Source organism: Pantoea sp. BL1, from assembly GCF_000963985.1.
Classification (GTDB): Bacteria; Pseudomonadota; Gammaproteobacteria; order Enterobacterales; family Enterobacteriaceae; genus Pantoea; species Pantoea rwandensis_B.
Map to the genome: position 1 here is coordinate 1 of NZ_JZRH01000031.1, position 24612 is coordinate 24612.

General features: G+C 53.8%; 22 protein-coding genes. 14 read left to right on the plus strand and 8 right to left on the minus strand.

All coding sequences use genetic code 11. The annotated features are described in order from the left end of the window. Positions 1 to 396 precede the first annotated feature (396 nt). The gene (mdtD, locus tag VH86_RS15345; protein WP_045833448.1) at positions 397 to 1800 is read left to right on the plus strand and encodes a multidrug transporter subunit MdtD; all 1404 of its coding nucleotides are present in this window, start codon (positions 397 to 399) and stop codon (positions 1798 to 1800) included. Here mdtD and rbsR read toward each other — a convergent pair. The 7 genes from rbsR to VH86_RS15380 form a co-directional block, all read right to left on the minus strand. Continuing rightward, positions 1797 to 2780: a ribose operon transcriptional repressor RbsR gene (gene rbsR, locus VH86_RS15350; protein ID WP_045815107.1), complete on the minus strand. Its 984-nt coding sequence runs from the start codon at positions 2778 to 2780 to the stop codon at positions 1797 to 1799. The genes mdtD and rbsR overlap by 4 nt on opposite strands. Positions 2781 to 2793: 13 nt before the next feature. Beyond that, positions 2794 to 3723 carry a ribokinase gene (gene rbsK, locus VH86_RS15355; protein WP_045833449.1) on the minus strand — a complete coding sequence of 310 codons (930 nt, stop codon included), beginning with the start codon at positions 3721 to 3723 and terminating at the stop codon, positions 2794 to 2796. A 65-nt stretch (positions 3724 to 3788) separates the two neighbouring features. Further along, positions 3789 to 4664, minus strand: coding sequence for a ribose ABC transporter substrate-binding protein RbsB (rbsB, locus tag VH86_RS15360; RefSeq protein ID WP_034830075.1), 876 nt, complete (start codon positions 4662 to 4664; stop codon positions 3789 to 3791). 27 nt (positions 4665 to 4691) lie between these two features. Next, positions 4692 to 5663, minus strand: a complete 972-nt coding sequence (gene rbsC / locus VH86_RS15365; RefSeq protein ID WP_034830072.1) for a ribose ABC transporter permease — start codon at positions 5661 to 5663, stop codon at positions 4692 to 4694. Continuing rightward, a complete protein-coding gene (gene rbsA / locus VH86_RS15370; RefSeq protein WP_045833450.1) occupies positions 5660 to 7168 on the minus strand; it encodes a ribose ABC transporter ATP-binding protein RbsA in 1509 nt (502 codons plus the stop codon). Before rbsA ends, rbsC begins: the two co-directional genes overlap by 4 nt. Before the next feature lie 7 nt (positions 7169 to 7175). After that, positions 7176 to 7595: a D-ribose pyranase gene (rbsD, locus tag VH86_RS15375; protein WP_045833451.1), complete on the minus strand. Its 420-nt coding sequence runs from the start codon at positions 7593 to 7595 to the stop codon at positions 7176 to 7178. 167 nt (positions 7596 to 7762) lie between these two features. Further along, a complete protein-coding gene (locus VH86_RS15380; RefSeq protein ID WP_045833452.1) occupies positions 7763 to 8158 on the minus strand; it encodes a YgiW/YdeI family stress tolerance OB fold protein in 396 nt (131 codons plus the stop codon). Positions 8159 to 8329: 171 nt separating this feature from the next. On the opposite strand from VH86_RS15380, the gene qseB reads away from it, so the two are divergent. Continuing rightward, a complete protein-coding gene (qseB, locus tag VH86_RS15385) occupies positions 8330 to 8992 on the plus strand; it encodes a quorum sensing response regulator transcription factor QseB (protein WP_045833453.1) in 663 nt (220 codons plus the stop codon). After that, positions 8989 to 10320 carry a quorum sensing histidine kinase QseC gene (qseC, locus tag VH86_RS15390; protein WP_045833454.1) on the plus strand — a complete coding sequence of 444 codons (1332 nt, stop codon included), beginning with the start codon at positions 8989 to 8991 and terminating at the stop codon, positions 10318 to 10320. The genes qseB and qseC overlap by 4 nt, the downstream gene beginning before the upstream one ends. Before the next feature lie 12 nt (positions 10321 to 10332). On the opposite strand, the gene kup is transcribed toward qseC, so the two are convergent. Continuing rightward, on the minus strand, positions 10333 to 12201 hold the full coding sequence (gene kup, locus VH86_RS15395) for a low affinity potassium transporter Kup (protein WP_038643983.1): 1869 nt from the start codon (positions 12199 to 12201) through the stop codon (positions 10333 to 10335). Between the two features lie 299 nt (positions 12202 to 12500). On the opposite strand from kup, the gene ravA reads away from it, so the two are divergent. The 11 genes from ravA (at position 12501) to atpF (ending at position 24598) form a co-directional block, all read left to right on the plus strand. Continuing rightward, on the plus strand, positions 12501 to 13997 hold the full coding sequence (gene ravA / locus VH86_RS15400) for an ATPase RavA (RefSeq protein WP_045833455.1): 1497 nt from the start codon (positions 12501 to 12503) through the stop codon (positions 13995 to 13997). After that, positions 13994 to 15454, plus strand: a complete 1461-nt coding sequence (viaA, locus tag VH86_RS15405; RefSeq protein WP_045815093.1) for an ATPase RavA stimulator ViaA — start codon at positions 13994 to 13996, stop codon at positions 15452 to 15454. Before ravA ends, viaA begins: the two co-directional genes overlap by 4 nt. A gap of 66 nt (positions 15455 to 15520) precedes the next feature. Beyond that, complete coding sequence (ovoA, locus tag VH86_RS15410; RefSeq protein WP_045833456.1) at positions 15521 to 17647, plus strand: 5-histidylcysteine sulfoxide synthase; 2127 nt, start codon at positions 15521 to 15523, stop codon at positions 17645 to 17647. Positions 17648 to 17755: 108 nt separating this feature from the next. Next, positions 17756 to 18217 carry a transcriptional regulator AsnC gene (gene asnC, locus VH86_RS15415; RefSeq protein ID WP_034830053.1) on the plus strand — a complete coding sequence of 154 codons (462 nt, stop codon included), beginning with the start codon at positions 17756 to 17758 and terminating at the stop codon, positions 18215 to 18217. Between the two features lie 155 nt (positions 18218 to 18372). Then, positions 18373 to 18813, plus strand: a complete 441-nt coding sequence (mioC, locus tag VH86_RS15420) for an FMN-binding protein MioC (RefSeq protein WP_045833457.1) — start codon at positions 18373 to 18375, stop codon at positions 18811 to 18813. A 441-nt stretch (positions 18814 to 19254) separates the two neighbouring features. Then, positions 19255 to 21144 carry a tRNA uridine-5-carboxymethylaminomethyl(34) synthesis enzyme MnmG gene (gene mnmG, locus VH86_RS15425; protein WP_038643977.1) on the plus strand — a complete coding sequence of 630 codons (1890 nt, stop codon included), beginning with the start codon at positions 19255 to 19257 and terminating at the stop codon, positions 21142 to 21144. A 47-nt stretch (positions 21145 to 21191) separates the two neighbouring features. Next, entirely contained in the window at positions 21192 to 21809 is a 618-nt protein-coding gene (gene rsmG, locus VH86_RS15430) for a 16S rRNA (guanine(527)-N(7))-methyltransferase RsmG (RefSeq protein WP_038643976.1), read from the plus strand. Between the two features lie 713 nt (positions 21810 to 22522). Then, positions 22523 to 22903, plus strand: a complete 381-nt coding sequence (gene atpI, locus VH86_RS15435) for a F0F1 ATP synthase subunit I (RefSeq protein ID WP_034830047.1) — start codon at positions 22523 to 22525, stop codon at positions 22901 to 22903. Positions 22904 to 22911: 8 nt separating this feature from the next. After that, complete coding sequence (gene atpB / locus VH86_RS15440) at positions 22912 to 23730, plus strand: F0F1 ATP synthase subunit A (RefSeq protein WP_045833458.1); 819 nt, start codon at positions 22912 to 22914, stop codon at positions 23728 to 23730. 50 nt (positions 23731 to 23780) lie between these two features. After that, entirely contained in the window at positions 23781 to 24020 is a 240-nt protein-coding gene (gene atpE / locus VH86_RS15445; protein WP_003849523.1) for a F0F1 ATP synthase subunit C, read from the plus strand. A gap of 107 nt (positions 24021 to 24127) precedes the next feature. Continuing rightward, positions 24128 to 24598: a F0F1 ATP synthase subunit B gene (atpF, locus tag VH86_RS15450; protein WP_034830044.1), complete on the plus strand. Its 471-nt coding sequence runs from the start codon at positions 24128 to 24130 to the stop codon at positions 24596 to 24598. The last annotated feature ends 14 nt before the right edge of the window (positions 24599 to 24612 follow it).

Genomic DNA, 24612 nt, shown 5'->3' on the forward strand with positions numbered 1-24612 from the left:
AAGAGCGGTGCAATCAGCGCCTTAAGCTGCTGTTGCGAGGTGGCGTATATTACGCTTTCCTCCTTCAAAGTCAAACACTTTTTTCAGCGTTTTTCTCCGGCGGGATGAATTTCTTCACTCCCTGCTGAGCCGTCTGCGTTGCCGCTTTGCCGTCTCAGTGGTGGCGCATTATAGGGAGTTATTCGGAGCTGACAAGGGTTTATTGCAAAAAATTGACTGAGCGCTACTTTTTTAACCGAACAGGCTAAAAACAGACATTTCTCGATCAATAATCAGTCAAAAGCCCCCGTTAAGCGGCACAAATCAGCGTCACGCGTATAAGCACCAATGCTATTCTGTTAGTCCAACGCCGTTTTCTTTGTTGCAGACTGAACAATTATTAAAGAAGGACTTTCAATGATTCGCTCCGCGCGCAGTATGGCCGGCTTGCCCTGGATCGCCGCAATGGCGTTTTTCATGCAAGCCCTCGATGCCACCATCCTCAATACTGCGCTTCCTGCTATCGCCACCAGTCTCGACCGTTCCCCTCTTGCCATGCAATCTGCTGTGATCAGTTATACGCTCACTGTCGCCATGCTGATCCCGGTCAGCGGCTGGCTGGCCGATCGCTTCGGCACGCGCAAAGTCTTTATCGTGGCCGTTTCACTGTTTACGTTGGGGTCTTTAGCTTGTGCACTTTCGGGCTCGCTGACCATGCTGGTTATCTCGCGCATTATTCAGGGTGTTGGTGGCGCGATGATGATGCCGGTCGCGCGCCTGGCATTGTTGCGCGCTTATCCACGCAGTGAGTTGCTGCCGGTACTTAACTTTGTGACCATGCCGGGATTAGTCGGACCGATTCTGGGGCCGATGCTCGGTGGCCTGCTGGTCACCTACGCCAGCTGGCACTGGATATTCCTGATCAACATTCCCATCGGCATCGCGGGCATCTTCTATGCACGTAAATATATGCCGGACTTCACCACGCCTAAGCGCCGCTTTGATTTTGGCGGCTTCATTCTGTTTGGCTTAGGTCTGGTGCTGATATCCGTCGGTATCGAACTATTCGGAGAGCGTATCGTGTCGCCGTGGCAGGCGGTGCTGGTGCTGTTAGCCGGTGTCGCGTTATTGCTTTTATATATAGTGCATGCACGCCGCCATCCTGCACCGCTGATCAACTTACCGATGTTTAAGACCCGAACCTTCTCTGTCGGCATCATTGGTAATATCGCGGCACGTCTGGGCACGGGTTGTATTCCGTTCCTGATGCCATTGATGTTACAGGTGGGCTTTGGTTATCCCGCGCTGATAGCGGGTTGCATGATGGGGCCAACGGCGATTGGCTCGCTGCTGGCCAAATCCACCGTGACACAAGTGCTACGTCGCTTCGGTTATCGTAAAACGCTGGTCGGTATCACTATCATCATCGGCATTCTTGTCGCCAGCTTCTCACTGCAGACACCGGGTGAAAGTGTATTGATGCTGTTAGCCGCACTGTTTGTATTAGGTATGGCGATGTCGACACAATTCACCGCGATGAATACCATCACCCTGGCCGATTTGAATGATGAGAATGCCAGCGGTGGTAACAGCGTGCTGGCGGTAACGCAGCAGGTATCGATCAGCTTTGGCGTGGCCGTCAGTGCGGCGGTACTGCGTTTTTATCAGGATTTCGAGAGCACAACCGTGCAGCAATTCCACGCCACCTTCCTGACGATGGGCGTGATTACCGTGCTGTCCGCGTTTGCTTTCCTGATGTTGCGTCCCGGCGATGGCCGCAATCTGATCGCCAATCGTGAGAAAAAGAAGAAAACCGCTTAAACCGAACCCCGTTCCACCAGCTCCGGCGTCAGTACCAGCGTTTGCTGACTGGCGTCGGGATCGCTCATACGGTGAATCAGCGTATCAATCGCCAGTTCACCCAATTCATCTTTAGGCTGATGGACAGTGCTGAGCGGCGGCGTGAGATAACGCGCCAGTTCGATATTGTCATAGCCCATCACCGCAATATCTTGCGGCACGCGTAAACCAGCCTGGAATAGCGCGTGATAAACGCCCACCGCCATCGCATCATTACTGGTGAAAACCGCTTCAGGTAGCAACTCAAGGGTCAGTAGCTGGTTCATCGCATTAAACCCACCCTGAAATTCGAAATCACCGTCGACCACATAGCCGGGCAACACCGGTAATCCACTGTTGCTCATCGCTTTATGGAAACCTTCCAGACGCAAACGCGCCGGAGTTTTATCCTGCGGACCGGCAATACAGGCAATACGCGTGTATCCGCGATCGATCAGATGCTGCGTTGCCAGTTCGCCGCCTAGCAGCGCATTATCCTGAATGATGTCGCCACGACCTTCAAACGGCGCCCAGTCCATCATCACCATGGGTACGGACGGATAACGATTGAGGATCTCCGCAGAGGGAAGGTGCGTCTCGGTGCACATCATTAATAAGCCATCGACACGCTTTTGCATCAGCGTTTCGAGGCTGCGATTCATGCGTTCTTCATCGCCTTCGGTGTTACACAGAATGAGGCTGTAGCCGCGTTCGTAGCAGCTATTCTCCACGCCACGCACCACTTCGGAATAGAACGGGTTACTGCTGGCCGTCAGCAGCATACCGATGGTACGCGTCTGATTGATCTTCAAACTGCGCGCCAAAGCGGAAGGCGCGTAGTTCAGCTCACGGATTGCCTGATCCACTTTTTCCCGCACCTGTTCGCTCACAAAACGATTGTTATTGATGACGTGGGAAACAGTGGAGGTGGAGACGCCCGCCAGGCGGGCGACATCTTTCATGGTCGCCAAAGGCTTAACCCTGTTGCTGCAGGAAGTTATCGATCTCAGTGCGCCACGGCACTGAGGGCTGCGCCCCCGGACGCGTCACCGCAATCGCGGCGGCGGCATGGGCAAAACGCACGGCATCATGCATTGCGACACCTTCCAGACGCGCGGTAATAAAAGCACCGTTAAAAGTATCGCCTGCTGCGATGGTGTCGATAGCCTGCACGGTGAAGCCCGGAATACGCACGCCTGCGCCCTGCTCGCTCAACCACACACCACGACGACCTAAGGTAATCAAAACGGTAGAGATGCCTTTATCATGCAACGCCTGCGCCGCACGTGCCGCATCTTCATCACTTTTCACCGCGATGCCGGTCAGAATTTCGGCTTCGGTTTCGTTCGGTGTGATGATATCGATTAAGGCCAGCAGCTCATCAGACAAATGAGTGGCAGGCGCTGGATTCAGAATCACTTGCGTGGCATTGGCACGCGCAATCTTCGCTGCCGCCAACACGCTTTCCAGCGGCGATTCCAACTGCATCAGCAAGGCCTCAGCATCAGCAATCACTTGCTGATGGCGATCGACACAGTCTGGCGTCAGCGCCGCGTTAGCACCGGAATAAATGCCGATATTATTTTCACCTTCGCCATTCACGAAGATCATCGCCACGCCGGTGGCTTCGTCTGCCACGATTTCTACCGGAGCAGTATCAATACGGTCCTGCTGCAGCTGCTGGCGGATACGTTCGCCAATGTCATCTGCACCTACACAGGCAATAAAAGCGATATCCGCGCCAGCACGACCGGCCGCCACGGCCTGGTTAGCCCCTTTGCCACCAAAGGCAATCTGATACTGTTTGCCGATCACCGTTTCGCCCGGACGCGGAAAATGGGTGAGGTTCAGAATGTGGTCGGCATTGATGCTGCCAAGTACCGCCAGTTTTGCGCTTGTGTTCATAGGGAGTGATCCAGAAAGTTGCGCCACCAGGACGGTGGCGCGTTGCCATGCTTTTCTTTGTTTTTTTATTTGGTGACCAGCTTCAGGTCAACTGGATTAACCGACTGTACTTTTTCGCCTTTCAGCACTTTATCGGCAGTGTCCACACCAATCACGCCAATTTTATCAGGCATCTGCGCCACTGTGGCAGTCAGTTTACCGGCTTCTACTGCTTTCACACCGTCAGCGGTACCGTCAAAGCCCACCACCAGCACATCGGTTTTACCGGCAGTCTGCAGCGCACGCAGTGCGCCCAGCGCCATTTCGTCGTTCTGAGCAAATACCGCCTGTACATCCGGATGCGCCTGCAGCAGGTTCTGCATCACGTTCAGACCTTTAGTACGGTCGAAATCTGCTGGCTGGCTCGCCAGGATATTAAATTTGTGCGCATCAGCAGCCTGCTTGAAGCCTTCGCCACGCTCGCGCGCTGCGGAAGTCCCGGCAATACCCTGCAGCTCAATGATTTTTGCGCCATCGCCCAGTTTCTTCGCAATGAAGTCACCGGCCATTTTGCCGCCGAAGCGGTTGTCAGAAGCCACGTGGCTCACCACGGTGCCCTGTGCCGCCACGCGGTCCAGGGTGATCACCGGAATGTTGGCCTGGTTGGCCATCTTCACGGCGTTACCCACGGCATCAGAATCCGTTGGGTTAATCAGCATCAGCTTGGTGCCACGCACAGTCAGATCCTGTACGTTCGCCAGCTCTTTCGCCGGGTTATTCTGCGAATCCAGCACCACCAGGTTATAACCCAGTTTGTCGGCTTCTTTCTGTGCGCCATCTTTCAGAGACACAAAGAACGGATTATTCAGCGTTGATACAACCAGCGCAATGGTGTCCTTAGCCATCGCGCCAGCACTGAGGGTGGCGCCAAGGATGACGGCCAATGCAGTTAACTTTTTCATTTATAGAGTCCTGTGTGAAGGTCAGAGTTATTTGCTGCTTTTGTTATCCACCAGCACCGCCAGCAGAATGACAACGGCTTTAACAATCATTTGGTAGTAAGAAGATACGCCCATCAGATTCAGGCCGTTGTTCAGGAAACCCAGGATCAGCGCGCCAATCAGCGTGCCCATAATGCGACCTTTGCCGCCCGCCAGGCTGGTTCCGCCTAATACCACCGCCGCAATCGCATCCAGTTCATAACCGGTGCCTGCCGTCGGTTGCGCAGAGGAAAGACGCGCGACTTCGATGGTGCCCGCCAGCGCCGCCAACAGACCACACAGCGAATAGACGATGATTTTGACGCGGTTAACGTTGATACCTGACAGACGTGTCGCCGCTTCATTGCCGCCTAACGCATAGATGTAACGACCGAGGCGCGTGTGATGCAGCATGTACCACGCCAGCGCGAACACCACTGCCATCAGCCACACCGGCGTTGGGATGCCCAGCGGACGACCAATACCAAACCAGCCAAACAGATCGGCGTTATCACTAAAACCGGTATTGATCGGACTGCCGTTGGTGTACACCATGGTGACGCCGCGCAGCAGCAGCATCATGACCAGCGTGGCGATAAACGCCTGTACCTTGCCGCGCGCCACAATCACGCCAGTAATACCGCCAATTGCCGCACCCAGTGCCAGCGAAGCCGCTACTGCCACCAGCGCATTCACTTCCAAACCGACAATCGAAGCTGCGACCGCACCAGTGAGTGCCAGCAGTGAGCCCACCGACAGATCAATACCCGAAGTCAGAATCACCAGCGTCATGCCGACGGCCATGATGGCGTTAACCGAGGTCTGCTGCAGAATGTTGAACATGTTGGCAACGGTGAAGAAGTTCGGGCTTTGGCTCGCCACCACGGCAATCAGCACGATCAGCGCAATCAGCGATTTCTGCTCCAGCAGCCAGGCTTTGCTAAACCAGCGACGGCTGGCGGGTAAGGTTTGGGTGCTCATACAACTAACTCCTCGCTGTGTTGCTTACCGACTGCCGCCGCCATCAGGGATTCCTGGGTAGCCTGCTCACGGGAAAATTCGCCACTCAGATGGCCCTCATGCATCACCAGGATGCGATCGCTCATGCCCAGCACTTCCGGCATTTCCGATGACACCAAAATGATGCTCAGCCCTTCGGCTTTAAACTGGTTAATTAACTGATAAATCTCTTTTTTCGCACCCACGTCCACGCCACGCGTTGGCTCATCCAGAATCAGTACGTTCGGGCGCGTCATTAATCCGCGCGCAATCGCCACTTTCTGCTGATTACCGCCCGACAGCAGGCCAATCGGCTGCTCCATTGAAGGGGTTTTAACGTTGAACAAACGAATGAAGTCACCGACGGCTAACTGCTCTTCGCTGTGTTTGAGATTACCGGTGGCATGGCTGAAGTAACGCAATGCGGTCAGCGACATGTTCTCTTTCACTGACATGCCGAGCACCAGGCCATCGCGCTTACGGTCTTCGGAGATGTAAACAATGCCGTTGGCGAGGCCATCCTGAGGTGATCGGGTGATGATTTCGCGGCCATTAAGTGTCACCGTGCCTTTGCTGCGCGGCAGTGCGCCGTACAGCACTTTCATCAATTCGGTGCGTCCCGCGCCCATCAAACCGGAAATACCAAGGATTTCCCCTTTGCGCAGGGTAAAGCTGACGTTATCCACGCCCGGCCCGCTGAGATTTTCAACAGTTAAACGAATATCGCCTGGCGCCTGATCGATATGCGGATATTGATCTTCCAGCTTACGACCCACCATCATCTCGATCAGACTCTCTTCGCTGAGATCGCTCACCGCGCGCTCGGCAATAAATTGCCCGTCACGAAACACGGTGACGTCATCGCAAATCTCGAAGATCTCTTTCATGCGGTGAGAGATATAAACAATGCCGCAGCCCTGCGCTTTCAGTTCATTGATCACGCGGAACAGCGACAGGGTTTCGGTATCGGTCAGCGCATCGGTCGGTTCATCCATAATGATGACCTTCGACTCAAAGCTAAGTACTTTGGCGATCTCAACCATCTGCTGATCGCCAATCGATAAATCGCCCACCAGCTTATGGCTGTTGAAGCGCAGGTTCAGACGATGTAATAAGGCATCCGCCTCGGCGTACATCCGGTTCCATTCGATGCGGCCAAAGCGGTTAACAAATTCGCGACCGAGGAAAATATTCTCCGCAACGGTCAATTGCGGAATCAGGTTAAGTTCCTGATGAATAATGCCAATGCCCGCTTCCTGCGACGCTTTCGGTCCAGAAAAAGCCACATCCTTGCCCAGCCACTGCAGTGAGCCCGCATCCATGCTGTAAATGCCGGTTAGCACTTTCATCATGGTGGATTTTCCCGCGCCGTTTTCACCCACCAGCGCCATCACGCGCCCCGGATAAACAGCCAGTGAAGCGCCATTCAGCGCTTTTACGCCGGGAAACGACTTTTCAATCCCTTTGAGTTGCAATAACGGTTGCATAACGACCTCAGAAGGTTACGCCAGCGCTCAGGATGACATTCGCATACGGAGAACACTCTCCGCTGCGAATGACCGCCTGACTACGCTGCGTTTCTTGTTTGAACTGTTCATGGCTGGTGTAACGGATGGTGATGACATTCCCCTGGTGCCGTTGCAAGGCATCGAGCACGGCGAGCAGTGCGCTGTGGAGTTGCGGATTGTGTTGCTTGATCTCCTCCGCCATCAGGGCGCTTTCGACTTGCATCTCCTGAGTGACAACATCAACCACCTGTAAAAATTCGGGCGTTCCCGGCGTCAACGCCAGATCGATTCGCTGTGGTCCGGCCGGAATCGGCAAGCCCGCATCCGCAATCGCCAGCGTATCGGTGTGCCCCAGGCGGGCAATCACATGAGAGAGTTCAGCGTTTATCAAGCGACCTTTTTTCATTTCTTCCACTCCACAGCGAAACGTTTCGCTGAGCGGGAGTGTATTAAATGTGCGCGTCAACTCAATGACGTCATCACGGAAATGTGATCGCCATCGAAACGTTTCGCTTGTGCCGGGGATAATTTGAGTTTGGGGGATGCGAGCCGCCTGAGCGGCTCTGAAGAGTGTTATGGCAGCTTGCGGACCTGCTTAACGTCCAGCTCGATGGAATTAAAGTCTTTATCCAGCTCTCCGGTCAGTTCAACCTGATCCTTCGGCGTGATGGTCTGTCCATGCCAGCGCTTATGGTTGATTTCCACTTTCATGTTGCCACTGCTGTCGCGGAACAGATAATCCTCATCACCGATTTGCTTATCCAGATAACCGCGCACAGTAATCCAGCTATCATCCTTCATCTCTTCTGCCTGCTTCACAGTCACAACACTGGTGTTATCCGCCTGGAAGCCACCTGCGTGAACCTGAGCCTTTGCCGCATTCGGGTCAACAAAGCCACCCTGTTGTGCGGCCAGAACCGGCGTGGAGGCCAACATCACAATTGCGATTAGCGCTGCACTCTTTTTCATTTTTCACCTCTGTTCCATGAATGTGTGGGATACGGAGGCTATTACAGCATAGGGTTCTTAACAGGATCTTAAGGGGTAAAAAAACACGAAAAATAGCCAATCTGCGGCGATTGACGCTGTACAAGCCGATTTTTGCTTCGTATAACGACTCTTGCACTTAAGGAGAAACGCATGCGCATATTATTGATCGAGGACGACACGCTGATTGGCGATGGCCTGAAAGTCGGGCTAACGAAACTCGGCTTCAGCGTTGACTGGTTCGTGTCAGGCGAAGCGGGATTTCAGGCTCTATCGGCCGCACCGTGGGATGCCGTGGTACTGGATCTTTCGCTGCCCGGGCGCGATGGGCTGGAGATCCTGCTTCAATGGCGTGAGCAGGGCGCAGATGTACCCGTGCTGATCCTCACCGCACGCGATGCGCTCGATCAGCGCGTACAAGGATTACAGTCAGGCGCTGACGACTATTTGTGTAAGCCCTTCGCGCTCGCTGAAGTCGCCGCGCGTTTACAGGCGCTGATTCGCCGCCGTCATGGACAACTACAGCCCGAGTTGAAACACGGCAAGGTGGTGATGTCGCCTGGCAGCCACAGCGTCTGGATTGATGGTGAAGCCATCAGCCTGAAGAGCCGGGAGCTGGCGCTGCTGGAGCTGTTTATGCGCAATCCGGGTCGCGTGCTAACCCGCAGCCAGCTGGAGGAAAAACTCTACAGCTGGGATGACGATGTCTCCAGCAACGCCGTAGAAGTGCATATTCATCATCTGCGCAAAAAGCTCGGCACCGCGTTTATTCGTACCGTGCACGGCGTGGGTTATACCCTCGGTGCGGCAGAATGAGTCTGTTTCTACGACTCGCCATCGGCTTTGTGCTGCTGATTGTGCTGTGCGGCGGGGTGGCCAGTTACAGTGCCTGGCATCAGACCCGCGACACCGTTAATGAGCTATTCGATACCCAGCAAATGCTGTTTGCCAAACGCCTGCTGTCACTCGATCCCACCAGCTTGCACGCCGCCTCACTGCCAAGAACCAAATCCATTTTGCGCCATCACCGCGGCGATCAGGATGATGATGCACTGGCGTTTGCCATTTTCCGTGCGGACGGCCAGCCGTTGCTTAACGATGGCGAGAACGGGCGCGATATGCAGTTTGATGAGAAGCGTGACGGTTTTCGCGAGGGTCGTCTGCGCGGCGACGATGACAGTTGGCGGCTGCTTTGGCTGACTTCTGCTGATAAACAATATCGCGTGGTAGTGGGACAGGAGTGGGAATACCGCGACGATATGACGCGCGATCTGGCACTGGCGAGTTTGATGCCGTGGCTTTACGCCATGCCCTTTATGCTGCTGATGCTGCTGGCATTGGTGTGGTTCGAATTGCGCCCGCTGAAGCGCCTGACCGCATCACTCCGGTTGCGAGCACCCGATGATGCCACACCGCTTGATGAAGCACGCTTGCCCAAAGAGGTGCAGCCGTTGGTGGCGGCATTAAACGGGCTGTTTCACCGTATGGCGCAACTCGTGCAGCGCGAGCGTCGTTTTACCTCCGATGCGGCGCACGAACTACGCAGCCCGTTAGCGGCACTGCGCGTGCAGAGTGAAGTGATTCAGCTGGCGGATGATGACGAAGCAATGCGCAAACGGGCATTGCAGCAGCTTGATAGCGGCATCCAGCGCGCCACCCGGCTGGTGGATCAACTCTTAACGCTATCAAGAGTGGAAGCGGACGATCTGCGCAGCGAATTCCAGCCAGTGCCACTGGCACCGCTGCTGCAAAATTTGCTGATGGAACATTTCCCGCAGGCGGAAGCGCAGAAAATGGATCTACAACTGCATGCACAGGCCGAACCGGTGATGAACGGTCATCCTCTGCTGTTGAATTTGCTGATGCGTAACCTGCTGGATAACGCGCTGCGCTATGCGCCGCCGGGCAGCCAGATTCAGTTCACGTTAAACGCGCGGGCGATAATTATTGAAGATAACGGGTCAGGCGTTAGTGATGAGCAGCTTGCGCGCCTTGGTGAGCGTTTCTGGCGACCACCGGGGCAGACGCAAACGGGCAGCGGATTGGGATTATCGATTGTGAAGAATATTGCGCAGCTACACGGCATTCGCATCGCATTCAGCCATGTGCAGCCTCAAGGCTTGCGCGTCACCTTAAGCTGGTGACGCGCTTAATCCTTAAATCTCGACTTGCGTGCCCAGCTCGATCACGCGATTAGGCGGGATTTCAAACTGATCCGGCGCACGCAGCGCATTGCGTTGCAGCGCAAGGAACAGTTTGCCGCGCAGACGCAGATACCACGGGCGATCGCCAATAATCAGCGATTCATGGGACATGAAGAATGAGGTTTCCATCATGCGGCAGTTGAGACCTTCCAGCCCGCAGCGGTGGAAAATTTCTTCCACGTTAGGGGTTTCACGCCAGCCGTAACTCGCCACCACGCGCCAGAAGGTGGGCGATAGCTGTTCGATGGTAACGCGACGCACGTTATGCACGTAAGGCGCATCTTCGGTACGCAACGTTAGCAATACCACACGCTCATGCAGCACTTTGTTGTGCTTGAGATTATGCAGCATGGCAAAGGGGATCACGTTCAGGGCACGCGACATATAGACTGCGGTGCCCGGCACGCGCACCGGCGGAGATTTCTCCAGCGAGGCGATCATCGCTTCAAGCGAATTGCCGTGCTCATGCATACGCCGCAACAGGCGGAAGCGCTCGCTTTTCCAGGTGGTCATGACGATAAACATCATCAGCGCCAGAGTCAGCGGCAGCCAACCGCCGGAGAACACTTTGACCAGGTTAGCCGAGAATAAGGACACATCAATACACAGCATGCCAATCAGAATCAGCACCACCAGATACCGGTTCCAGTGCCAGTTCTGAATGGCCACCGTGGAGCAGAGAATCGCGGTCAGCACCATGGTGCCGGTTACCGCGATGCCGTAAGCCGCCGCCAGGTTACTGGAGTGCTCAAAGCCGACAATCACGATCACCACGGAGAAGTAGAGCAGCCAGTTGATCACCGGAATGTAAATCTGCCCCGATTCTTCTTCCGAAGTGTGCACAATGCGCATCGGCGGGAGATAGCCTAAACGCACCGCCTGACGCGTTAAGGAGAACACACCAGAGATCACCGCCTGCGAGGCGATAACCGTGGCCAGCGTCGCCAGAATCAGCATGGGAATAAGCATCCAGTCTGGCGCCAGCAGGAAGAAGGGGTTTTTGATCGCTTCGGGATGTTTAAGCAGCAGCGCGCCTTGACCAAAGTAGTTCAGTACCAGCGAGGGCAGCACCACGATAAACCAGGCGAGGCGAATCGGGAATTTGCCGAAGTGGCCCATATCCGCATACAGCGCTTCCACACCGGTAATAGCCAATACCACCGCGCCGAGCGCGAAGAACGACACCGTTTTGTACTGGATAAAGAAGTGCAGCGCCCAGTAAGGATTCATGGCATGCAGCACATCAGGGTTACTGATGATGCTACGCGCGCCCAGCACAGCCAGAATGATAAACCACACCAGCATCACCGGCGCGAACAGCTTACCCACGATGCCGGTACCATGCTTCTGGATCACAAACAGCAGCGTCAGCACTGCAATCGCAAGCGGAACGATATACGCATCCAGGCTCGGTGCCGCAATCTCCAGCCCTTCAATCGCCGACAATACCGAGACAGCGGGCGTGATCACCACTTCACCATAGAAGAAGCTGCCACCAATCAGCCCCATGATGACAAGAATCGCCGTCGCGCGTGCACCGGTATTGCGCCCGGCCAGTGACATCAAGGTCAGGATCCCGCCTTCACCGGCGTTATCGGCACGCATCACGTAACTGATGTACTTCAGTGACACCACTAAAATCAGCAGCCAGAAGATCAGCGAGAGAAAGCCAAATACCGCTTCGCGTTCTACGCCAAAGCCGAACTGACCGGAGAGACATTCACGTAAAGTATAGAGCGGGCTGGTACCGATATCGCCATACACTACGCCAATCGCGGCGAGTGTGACTGCGCCAAGGGACTGCTTCTTATCCGAGCTCATAAGTTGTCTTTTGTTGGAGCCGATGAGGCACTTGCCTACCGCTCAGGCCATCAAAAAGCGCACAGTATGCACATATTCCCAAAAAAACCTACTCTTACAACATGTCATCATGACGTCAGCGAGGCGGTTTTTCGCCGAAATTAGGCGCCAAAAACCGCCTGAAGCAGCGAGTTCTCTCGCCTCAACCTTCTGAAACAAAAAAGCTGACGGCTATCAACGCAATCAAGCATGATAACCAGTAGAGTATTGCGCTCGCCAGAATATGACGGCTCCAGGATCAGAAGGACAATGATGTGATTATGGCTCAACCCCATCTTTTGGCAGAAAGAATTTCTCGCCTGAGTAACGCCCTGGAGAAAGGGCTGTATGAACGGCATCATGCGATCCGCCTGTGCTTATTAGCTGCACTGAGTGGCGAGAGCGTATTTTTGCTGGGGCCGCCCGGCATTGCCAAGAGCTTAATTGCCCGCCGCCTGAAATACGCCTTTCAACACGCCCGCGCCTTTGAATACCTGATGACCCGTTTTTCCACCCCTGAAGAAGTGTTTGGCCCGCTGTCGATTCAGGCGTTAAAAGATGAAGGTCGTTATCAGCGATTAACCAAAGGCTATCTGCCGGATGCCGAAATCGTCTTCCTTGATGAAATCTGGAAAGCCGGTCCGGCGATTTTGAACACCTTACTCACCGCCATCAACGAACGCCGCTTTCGCAATGGTGACAGCGAAGAAAAGATTCCGATGCGCCTGCTGGTGACCGCTTCCAACGAATTGCCAGAAGCCGATAGCGGGCTGGAAGCCTTGTATGATCGCATGTTGATTCGCCTATGGCTGGATAACGTGCATGAGAAGCAGAACTTCCGCAGCATGCTCACCCACCAGCAAGATGAAAACGATAATCCGGTGACGGAAGCACTGCGCATCAGTGATGAAGAGTATCACCAGTGGCAGAAAGGCATCAGCCAGGTGAGTTTGCCCGATCATGTGTTTGAGCTGATTTATCAGCTGCGCCAGCAGCTGGAAACGCTGCCTGACGCGCCTTACATCTCCGATCGTCGCTGGAAAAAAGCCATACACCTGCTGCAAGCCAGCGCCTTTTACAGCGGTCGCGTGACCATTGCGCCCATCGATATCATCTTGTTGAAAGATTGCCTGTGGCACGACGTCGCCTCGATGAAGCTGTTAGATCGTGAAATCGATGTGCTGATGACGCAACACGCCTGGCAGCAGCAGCCACTGCTGCATAAGCTGCAGCAAATCAAAGCCCGTCGTCTGGCGCTGCAACAGCAGCAGAGCGTGGCGCAAGCGCTGACTTTGGAAAAACACAGCGGCATGTTTAGCCGCAAACCGCATTATGAACTGCCTGCTGCCATCACCGACGAACAACTAACTTTGATGCTGCAACAGCCGCTGACGTTGCACGATATGCAGGTGACGCATGTGCTGATTGGCCATGAGGCGCTTAATCAGTGGTTGCTGAAAGGCGGTGAAATCCGCGGAAAGTTGAACGGTATCGGTTTTGGCCAGACGCTCGATCTGCTGGTGGACGCGCATCATTGCCTGACGCTGCGCGATGTCAGCCTGCAATCCACGCGCTTAACCCTTCCCGGAGCCAGTAGCAGCAGCGACATGCCGCAGGAAATTCTGGATGAGTATGATGCGCTGGATACCCAGCTGCGCGCCCAGCGCACGCTGTTCAGCCAGCTCCAGCGCTGTCTGTTTATCAGCGATGACTGGCTGGCACGTATTGAAACCAGCCTGCAGGACGTGGCAGAACAGCTGAAACAGGCGCGCAAATGATCTCACTGGAGACGCTGAGCACGCTGTTATCGATTGGCGAAACGGAGTTAATCGAAGAGTTGATTCTGGCCCTGCTCGCGTCGCCACAGCTGGCGCTGTTCTTTGAAAAATTTCCGCGCATGAAACAAGCGTTAATGCGCGATTTACCCCGCTGGCGCACTGAAATCGCGGAACAGATGAAAACCACCCCGGTGCCGGAAGCGCTGGCGCAGGAGTTTCAGCTGTTTCAGCAAATGCAATTGATCAGCACGCAGGATTTCAGCCACCAGCTTCCCCACATCATGTCGCAGCTAAAAGGCCTGCCGTCGCCATTTCTCGAAGAAGCCAGCAAACTGCTGCTGCACAACGAAACAGAACAACTGAGCAATGCCCAGCACACACTGTTTTTGCAACGCTGGCGACTCAGCCTGACGCTGCAAACGCTCACGCTCAACGAAACCCTTCTTGATGAGCAGCGCGAACGTCTGATGGCCGAGCTGCAGCAACGGATGGCAATCAGTGGCCAGCTGGCGCCAATCCTTACCGACGATGATGAAGCCGCAGCCGGACGTTTGTGGGATATGAGCAAAGCGTCACTTCAGCACGGTGATTATGAGCTGATTGTGCAATATGGCGATTTCCTCGCGCAGCAGCCGGAATTAATGAAACTGGCGCAGCAGTTGGGCCGCAGCCGCGAAGCCAAATCGGTGCCGTCGCAGGATGCACCGCTGGAAGCATTCCACCAACTGGTGCGCGAGCCCGATCATGTGCCGGAAGAGGTCAGCGGCATTCATCAGAGCGATGACGTACTGCGTCTGTTGCCGCCGGAGCTGGCGGCGTTGAGCATCAGTGAGCTGGAGCTGGAGTTTTATCGCCGTCTGGTGGAAAAGCACCTGCTGACTTACCAGTTACAAGGCGATGCGTGGCACGAGAAAGTCACACTGCGCCCGGTGAGCCATCAGCAGCATGAAGAGCAACCGCGCGGGCCATTTATCGTCTGCGTCGATACCTCGGGTTCAATGGGAGGATTCAACGAACGCTGCGCCAAAGCCTTCTGCCTTGCGCTGTTAAAGGTGGCATTAGCCGATAAACGTCGTTGCTACATCATGTTGTTCGCCCACGAAGTGATTGGTTACGAACTGACTGCCGATAGCGGTATCGAACAGGCTATCCGTTTCCTTAGCCAGCGTTTTCGCGGCGGCACCGATCTGGCTGCTTGTCTTGCTGCGGTGGTTAAACGTATGGAAGGGAGTATCTGGGATGAGGCCGATGCGGTGATCGTCTCGGACTTCATCGCCCAGCGGTTGCCGGATGACACCATCAATGCCATCAAGCAACGTCAACGCCAGCATCAACAACGTTTCCACGCGGTGGCGATGTCGCTCCACGGCAAACCTGGCATTTTGCGTATCTTCGATCATATCTGGCGCTTCGACACCGGCCTGAAAAGCCGCCTGCTGCGCCGCTGGAAACGCTAATTCATCTGACAGAAATGCTTATTTGCTATAGTGAATAGTTCGCACACTGAGCATCTGGAGCATCTTGTGAACACCGCCCAACTTCCTGCACCGACCCGCACTTTGCAGCTCTCCGGCCAGAACGCCGAACATAAACGGAGCGAGCTGCTGGCGTATTTCACCCAAACCTGGGAGCTGTACGAAAGCCTGTTTGATTGCCTTGCCGACGAACGCGCGTATTTCAACAAAGCGATCTCGTTGCGCCATCCGCTGATCTTCTACTTTGGCCACACCGCTACGTTCTACATGAATAAATTAATGGCAGGCCGCTATCTGGATGATCGCGTGGACGATCGTATCGAAGCGATGATGGCAATCGGCGTGGATGAGATGAGCTGGGACGATCTCAACGACAGCCATTACGCCTGGCCGACGGTCGAAGAGGTGCGCGACTACCGCGGCAAAGTCAAAAATCTGGTCAGTGAGTTTATCCGTACTATGCCACTGGAACTGCCGATCAACTGGGAAAGCCCGGCGTGGGTGGTATTGATGGGCATTGAACATGAGCGTATCCATCTGGAAACCTCCAGCGTGCTGATCCGCCAGCTACCGATCGAATGGGTAAAACCGCAAGCGCATTGGCCGGTTTGTCCACAGGCGCGCCACGATCGCGCATCGGTTCCGGAGAACTCGCTGATTGCGATGCCTGGCGGTCGCGTGCAGCAAGGCAAAACAGATGACACCTACGGCTGGGATAACGAATACGGCAGTCAGCTAACCGAGCTTGAGCCGTTTAAGGCCAGTAAAATGCTGGTCAGCAATGCCGAGTTCTATCGCTTTATCGCTGCTAACGGCTATCAGGATCAACGCTGGTGGGATGAGGAAGGCTGGGGCTGGCGTGAATTTTCTGGCGCGCAAATGCCCACCTTCTGGGTCGGCGAGATTACGCAACCCGATCAGCTGAAACTGCGCTTAATGACCGAAGAAGTCGCTCTGCCGTGGGACTGGCCAGCGGAAGTGAATCAGCTTGAAGCCGCCGCGTTTTGTCGCTGGCTGGCGGAAGAGACGGGCAAATCTATTCAACTCCCTTGTGAAGCCGAATGGATGCAGTTACGTGAGCAGGTGAGCGGCGATCAGCCCGACTGGATCGACGCGCCCGGCAATATCAATCTGGCCTATTGGGCTTCATCCAGTCCGGTGGATCGCTTTGCGCAGGGCGAGTTTTTCGACATTGTTGGCAACGTCTGGCAGTGGACCACAACGCCGACCAACGGCTTCGAGGGGTTCAAAGTCCATCCGCTGTATGACGATTTCTCTACGCCGACCTTTGATGGCAAACACGCGCTGATCAAAGGCGGCAGCTGGATTTCCACTGGCAACGAGGCGTTGAAATCGGCTCGTTATGCCTTCCGCCGTCATTTCTTCCAGCACGCCGGTTTCCGCTATGTGGTCTCCTCACATGAAGAGACCATGGCACTCAATCCGTATGAAACGGACAGCATGGTGTCGCAATATCTCGATTTCCAGTACGGACCGGGCTACTACAACGTGCCGAATTACGCCGTGGCGCTGGTGGAAAAACTGCTGCCGCACTGCAAACAACGTGGTGTGGCACTGGATCTCGGCTGCGCTACAGGCCGTGCCAGTTTTGAACTGGCACGCCATTTCGCGACGGTCACTGGCATGGATTATTCCGCGCGCTTTATTGATGTAGCGCTGCAGCTGACCTCCGGAGAGGACTTCCGCTATGTGGTGCCGGAAGAGGGCGAGCTGGTGGAATATCGGCAGGTGCGCCTGAAGGACGTCAATATTAGTGACGAGCAAGCGGCGCGCATTCAGTTTGTGCAGGGCGACGCCTGTAATCTTAAACCGCAGCCGGATCGTTACGATCTGGTGTTGGCTTCAAACCTGATCGATCGTCTGCGTCAGCCAAAACGTTTCCTGCAGGACGTCATCCCAATGATCCGCTCTGGCGGGCTTTTGGTGCTTTCATCGCCTTATACCTGGCTGGAGGAATTCACGCCGAAGGAGAACTGGCTGGGCGGCGTGCGTGAGAACGGTGAAGCTTTGACGACCTATCAGGCATTGCAGCGTTTGCTGCGTGATGCCTTTGAAGAAGTGGTGCCGCCGCAGGATGTACCGTTTGTGATCCGCGAGACGGCGCGCAAGTATCAACATACCGAAGCGCAGCTCACAATCTGGCGTAAGCGATAAAAAAAGCGTGCAGACTGCGGCTACCACGCGGTCTGCACCTTGCCTGTACTGCTAATTTGCTGCACATTCTCCACTGTTCATAGAAGAAGAACTTAAAGAGGATGGATGATGGCAGAACAACTGCAACTGGATAACCTTGATCGCGGCATTCTCAATGCGCTGCTGGAAAACGCGCGCACCGCATATGCCGAGCTGGCCAAACAGTTCAATGTCAGCCCCGGCACCATTCACGTACGCGTAGAAAAAATGCGCCAGGCAGGCATTATTCTGGGCACTCGCGTAGAAATCGATCCTCGTCAGTTGGGTTTTGATGTCTGCTGTTTTATCGGCATCATTCTGAAAAGCGCCCGCGATTATCCCGCAGCACTCAGCAAGCTGGAGGCGTTGGATGAAGTGGTAGAAGCCTGGTACACCACCGGCCACTACAGCATCTTTATTAAGGTGATGTGCCGATCCATCGATGCACTGCAGCAGGTGTTGATCAATAAGATCCAGACCATAGACGAAATCCAGTCCACCGAAACCCTGATCTCATTGCAAAACCCGATCATGCGTACCATCAAGCCGTAATTCCCTCTCTTTCCTGTGCACAACCTTTTCCCAGGCGGATCACTTGCGTGATGCGCCTTGTCGCCTGATGCTTTCTGTTATTAACCCTGTTTTCCACAGGTGGATCACGGCTTGATCACAGCGTACAATGCTCGCCTTTAGTGCGGGAGAACATCATGGCCGATATTACCTTAATCAGTGGCAGTACCCTTGGCAGCGCCGAATATGTCGCTGAACATCTGGAAGCAAAACTGCAGGAAGCGGGCTTTTCAACCGAGGTGCTGCACGGGCCAGAGCTGGATGAACTGCCTCAGAATGGGATCTGGCTGATTGTGACGTCCACGCACGGTGCGGGCGAACTGCCAGACAATCTGCTTCCTTTATATGAAGCCTTGCAGGAGACGCAGCCGGACCTTTCTGCCGTACGTTATGGCGCAGTGGGTATCGGTAACCATGAATACGACCTTTTCTGCGGGGCCATTAAGCTGCTGGAAGAGCAACTCAACCAATTAGGCGCCAAACGTATTGGCGATCGCCTGGAGATCGATGTTCTCGAACATGAGATTCCTGAAGATCCGGCTGAAGTGTGGGTTGAGACCTGGAAAACGCAGATTTAAGACGATCCAGCATGGTGAGGGATCGGGAAAAGTGAACGATCCCCAGTTTATTTCGCTGTTTTATTGTTTTTTTTACGCCGCTCTCTGTGGATAACATAGCCTTAATCTTGCGTATAACCGGTAGTTATCCCAATAACAACCCATGCTGCTTTTTTCAGCTGTGCATAAGCGGCCATTTAGATCCCAGCTTATACGGATCAGGATCACCGATCATTCACAGCAAACGATCCTCTCTAATCCTCTGTTAATACTTTGCTTTTCCGGGTTATCAACAGACCATGGCGATCCTAATAAGAGATCTAACAGAGAGATCATATAAAAGAATAAAGATCCTTTCTTTTAAACCGCAGGATCCCGCGGCTTTCGCAGTCGACAGAATTTCAGTAGAATCCACCGCCCAGGGCAACGATCCCTGTCCGAACATTAACGAGGACCCACTTCATGTTTTATCCAGATCCTTTTGACGTCATCGTAATCGGTGGTGGTCATGCGGGCACAGAAGCCGCGATGGCCGCTGCCCGAATGGGTCAGCAAACGCTGTTACTCACCCATAACATTGATACGCTTGGACAAATGTCCTGCAACCCGGCGATTGGTGGCATTGGGAAAGGACACCTGGTGAAGGAAGTGGATGCCTTAGGCGGTTTGATGGCGACGGCAATTGACCAGGCCGGCATTCAGTTTAGGATACTAAACGCGAGCAAAGGTCCTGCCGTGCGGGCAACCCGCGCTCAGGCAGACCGCGTGCTCTATCGCCAGGCGGTACGTACGGCGTTGGAGAACCAGCCGAACCTGATGATCTTCCAGCAGGCCGTTGACGATCTGATTGTGGAGAACGATCGCGTCGTCGGTGCTGTCACGCAGATGGGCCTGAAATTCCGTGCCAAAAGTGTGGTGCTGACAGTCGGGACATTCCTTGACGGCAAAATTCATATTGGTCTGGATAACTACAGCGGTGGCCGTGCTGGCGATCCGCCATCCATTCCACTGGCGAAACGCCTGCGTGCTTTGCCGCTGCGCGTAAATCGTCTGAAAACTGGTACGCCGCCGCGTATTGACGCACGCACCATCGATTTTTCGGTGCTGACACCGCAGCATGGCGATACGCCAATGCCGGTGTTCTCGTTTATGGGTAATGTTTCTCAGCATCCGCAACAAGTGCCGTGCTGGATCACCCATACCAACGAACAAACGCACGATGTGATCCGCAATAACCTCGATCGCAGCCCGATGTATGCCGGGATCATTGAAGGGATCGGACCACGTTACTGCCCATCGATCGAAGACAAAGTGATGCGCTTTGCCGATCGTAATGCGCATCAGATCTTCCTTGAACCGGAAGGGCTGACCAGCAACGAGATCTACCCGAACGGTATCTCCACCAGCTTGCCGTTTGACGTGCAGATGCAGATTGTCCGCTCAATGAAAGGTCTGGAGAACGCGAAGATTGTGCGCCCAGGCTATGCCATCGAGTACGATTTCTTCGATCCGCGTGATCTGAAACCGACGCTGGAAAGCAAATTTATCCACGGCCTGTTCTTTGCCGGTCAGATTAACGGCACCACCGGTTATGAAGAAGCTGCGGCGCAGGGCTTGCTGGCCGGTTTGAACGCTGCACGTGCCTCAGCAGACAAAGAGGGCTGGGCGCCACGTCGCGATCAGGCTTATCTCGGTGTGCTGGTTGACGATCTCTGCACGCTCGGCACCAAAGAGCCGTACCGCATGTTTACCTCGCGCGCGGAATATCGTTTGATGCTGCGTGAAGACAACGCCGATCTGCGTCTGACAGAAAAAGGCCGCGAGTTGGGTCTGGTCGATGATGCTCGTTGGGCGCGTTATAACCAGAAGCTGGAATTGATTGAGCAAGAGCGCCAGCGTCTGCGCGATCTGTGGGTACATCCGAAATCAGACAATGTGGGCGAAGTGAATAGCGTAATCAGTGCGCCACTGACGAAAGAAGCCAGCGGTGAAGATCTGTTACGTCGCCCGGAAATGACCTACGAGCTGCTGATGACGTTACCGAGTTATGGCCCGGCATTATCTGACGAGCAATCTGCAGAGCAGGTTGAGATTCAGGTGAAGTATGAAGGGTACATTGCACGCCAGCAGGAAGAAATTGACCGCCAGCAACGCAACGAAAACACCTTGCTGCCTGGCGATCTCGACTATCGTCAGGTTAATGGCTTGTCGAATGAAGTGATCGCCAAACTCAACGATCACAAACCTACCTCCATTGGGCAGGCCTCGCGTATTTCAGGTATTACACCAGCAGCGATCTCCATTTTGCTGATTTACCTGAAAAAACAGGGCCTGCTGCGTAAAAGTGCCTGATCGACCCTGGGGCGAGGTCACTCGCCCCCGTTTATGGAACGTTCCTTGTGATTAACAAACTCTCCCAGCTGCTCGATGCGGCAAATATTTCTCTTACCGATCAACAAAAACAGCAGCTCGTCGGCTATGTAGAATTGCTGCATAAGTGGAACAAGGCGTACAACCTGACATCGGTGCGCGATCCGCAGCAGATGCTGGTGCGCCATATTCTCGACAGCGTGGTCGTCGAACCACATTTACAAGGCGAGCGCTTTATTGATGTCGGCACCGGGCCGGGTCTGCCAGGGATTCCGTTAGCCATTGTCCGTCCACAGGCGCATTTCACGCTACTGGATAGCCTGGGAAAACGCATCCGTTTCCTGCGTCAGGTGCAACATGAGTTAGGGCTCACTAACATCACCCCGGTACAAAGTCGTGTGGAAGAGTTCCCTGCAGAGCCACCGTTTGATGGCGTTATCAGCCGTGCCTTTGCTTCGCTGGAAGACATGCTGAACTGGTGCCATCATTTGCCGGGCACCTCAGGCCGCTTCTACGCACTGAAGGGGGTGCGTCCGGATGATGAAATTTCAGCCTTGCCTGCGGGCTTTGTGGTGGAGAAGATTGAATCTCTGCATGTGCCAGAACTGGATGGTGAACGTCATTTAGTGGTGCTGTCTCGCCAATAGCCATAAAAAAGGTGCGGATTTAACACCCGCCGCACCTTTAGTCAGTGAAAACGTCCTGAATAAAAAAACAGCAGTTGAACACTTTTAGTCAAAAGCTTTTATTCGGCAGGGCAGGGTGAGACGGTTAACAAGCGCCACGGAAATTATCCGAAAAGCTCTGTTACATTTAACGAACATTTCACATTTCATTATCACTTAGATCACTTTATTGGCTGTATTTACCTGCGCAAATAGTCACGTCAGAAAATATAACTCTGCAATAAATCGGCGTGCGTAATATCAGTTTTACGTTTTTATTGCGATGTACGATGTCAATAGAGTGTTTTTATCGAAAATCATGAGTTGATGCCGGTTGGATAATTCTATCCTTATGATAAAAAACAGCTTTCATCACTTTTGAAATCTTAAAATTCATGCTTAAAACAAATTCATTCGCTAGCCTATTGCCTATAATGTGATCTGAAGCACGCTTTAAAAGCAAGCCAACAAGGCAATTTCAGCGATTTAGCTGAGTCATAGTGGAAGGTGATGTTTTGAAAAATAGCCCTCCAGAAAGAAATTTAAATAATTGTTCACCTTTTCGCTACTTACCGATTGAAATCGCAGGTGGCGCCCGTATAATTTGCACGGCTTTTGCTGCTTGACTCAAATGAGTAAAGGCAGTCTTATACGACACGCGACATACCCCGTTCGGGGCAGGAGAGTTCAACGCCATGTCAGTGTCTCTTTACAGTGTGAAATTAGCCCGGACCGTGCTGGTGATCCAGCTGGTGACGTTTGTCATCATCGGTGCACTCTTTACTCTGAAAGATGTTATCTGGGGCGCCTCCGCCATCGCGGGTGGAGCGGCAGCCTGGCTGCCGAATGTGTTGTTTATGTTTTTAGCCTGGCGCCTGCAGGATCAAACGCCTGCCAAAGGTCGTGTGGCCTGGAGCTTCGCCCTCGGTGAAGTGTTGAAGGTCTTCACGACAGTCATTCTTCTCATGGTGGCGTTAGGTGTGTTTGGAGCGGTCTTCTGGCCACTCGCAATCACTTGGTTATCGGTGCTGGTGGTGCAGATCGTCGCGCCGGCTGTAATTAACAACAAAGGGTAAGAGGCATCATGGCTGCTGGAGAAATCTCTACTCCGCAAGAATACATAGGTCACCACCTGAATAACCTTCAGCTGGACCTGCGTACTTTCGAGTTGGTGAATCCGCACGACGCTCCTGCGACGTTCTGGGTATTAAATATCGATTCCATGTTTTTCTCTGTGGTACTGGGACTGCTTTTCCTGGTGTTGTTCCGTAAAGTGGCAAAAAGCGCCACCAGCGGTGTGCCAGGGAAACTTCAAGCGGCTATCGAACTGGTTGTCGGTTTCGTTGATAACAACGTTCGCGACATGTACCACGGTAAAAGCAAACTTATCGCCCCGCTGGCTCTGACAATTTTTGTCTGGGTCTTCCTGATGAACTTCATGGATCTGCTGCCTATCGATTTGCTGCCGATTATCGGTGAGCACTATCTTGGCCTGCCAGCGCTGCGCGTTGTGCCGTCTGCAGATGTGAACATCACGCTGTCTATGGCGTTGGGCGTCTTTATTTTGATTCTGTTCTACAGCATCAAAATGAAAGGCATTGGCGGCTTCACCAAAGAACTGACGCTGCAGCCTTTTAATCACCCGATCTTCATCCCAATCAACCTGATTCTTGAAGGTGTTAGCCTGCTGTCTAAACCGGTTTCACTCGGTCTGCGACTGTTCGGCAACATGTATGCGGGTGAACTGATCTTTATCCTGATTGCCGGCTTGCTGCCGTGGTGGTCGCAGTGGTTGTTGAATGTGCCATGGGCCATTTTCCACATCCTGATCATTTCGCTGCAGGCTTTCATTTTCATGGTCCTCACGATTGTCTATCTGTCGATGGCATCTGAAGAACATTGATTTTTTTATCTCAACACTAAGCTTTTAACTGAAACAAACTGGAGACTGTCATGGAAAACCTGAATATGGATCTGCTGTACATGGCTGCCGCTGTGATGATGGGCCTGGCGGCAATCGGTGCTGCGATCGGTATCGGCATCCTCGGAGGCAAATTCCTGGAAGGCGCTGCGCGTCAACCGGATCTGATTCCTCTGCTGCGTACGCAGTTCTTTGTTGTAATGGGTCTGGTGGATGCAATCCCAATGATCGCTGTAGGTCTGGGTCTCTACGTGATGTTTGCGGTCGCCTAAACCTGGTAGCCTTGTTCACTCATGGCACCCGGTGTGATGAGGAACGGATTCTGCCGTTTATCGCTGATAGCGGCAGAGCAAGTTAACTTAATAAGAGGCATTGTGCTGTGAACATTAATGCAACAATCCTCGGCCAGGCCATCGCGTTCATTCTGTTTGTCGCGTTCTGCATGAAGTACGTATGGCCGCCGATCATGGCTGCCATCGAAAAGCGCCAGAAAGAAATTGCTGATGGCCTTGCTTCTGCTGAGCGCGCGAAGAAAGATTTAGATCTCGCGCAGGCCAATGCGACCGACCAGCTGAAAAAAGCGAAAGAAGACGCTCAGGTCATTATCGAGCAGGCGAACAAACGCCGTGCACAGATTCTGGACGAAGCGAAAACCGAAGCTGAGACTGAACGTAACCGCATCGTGGCACAAGCGCAGGCAGAAATCGAAGCCGAGCGTTCACGTGCCCGTGAAGAGCTGCGTAAGCAAGTCGCGTTGCTGGCATTAGCTGGCGCCGAGAAAATCATCGAACGTTCCGTGGATGAAGCTGCTAACAGCGACATCGTTGATAAACTGGTCGCTGAACTGTAAGGAGGGAGGGGCTG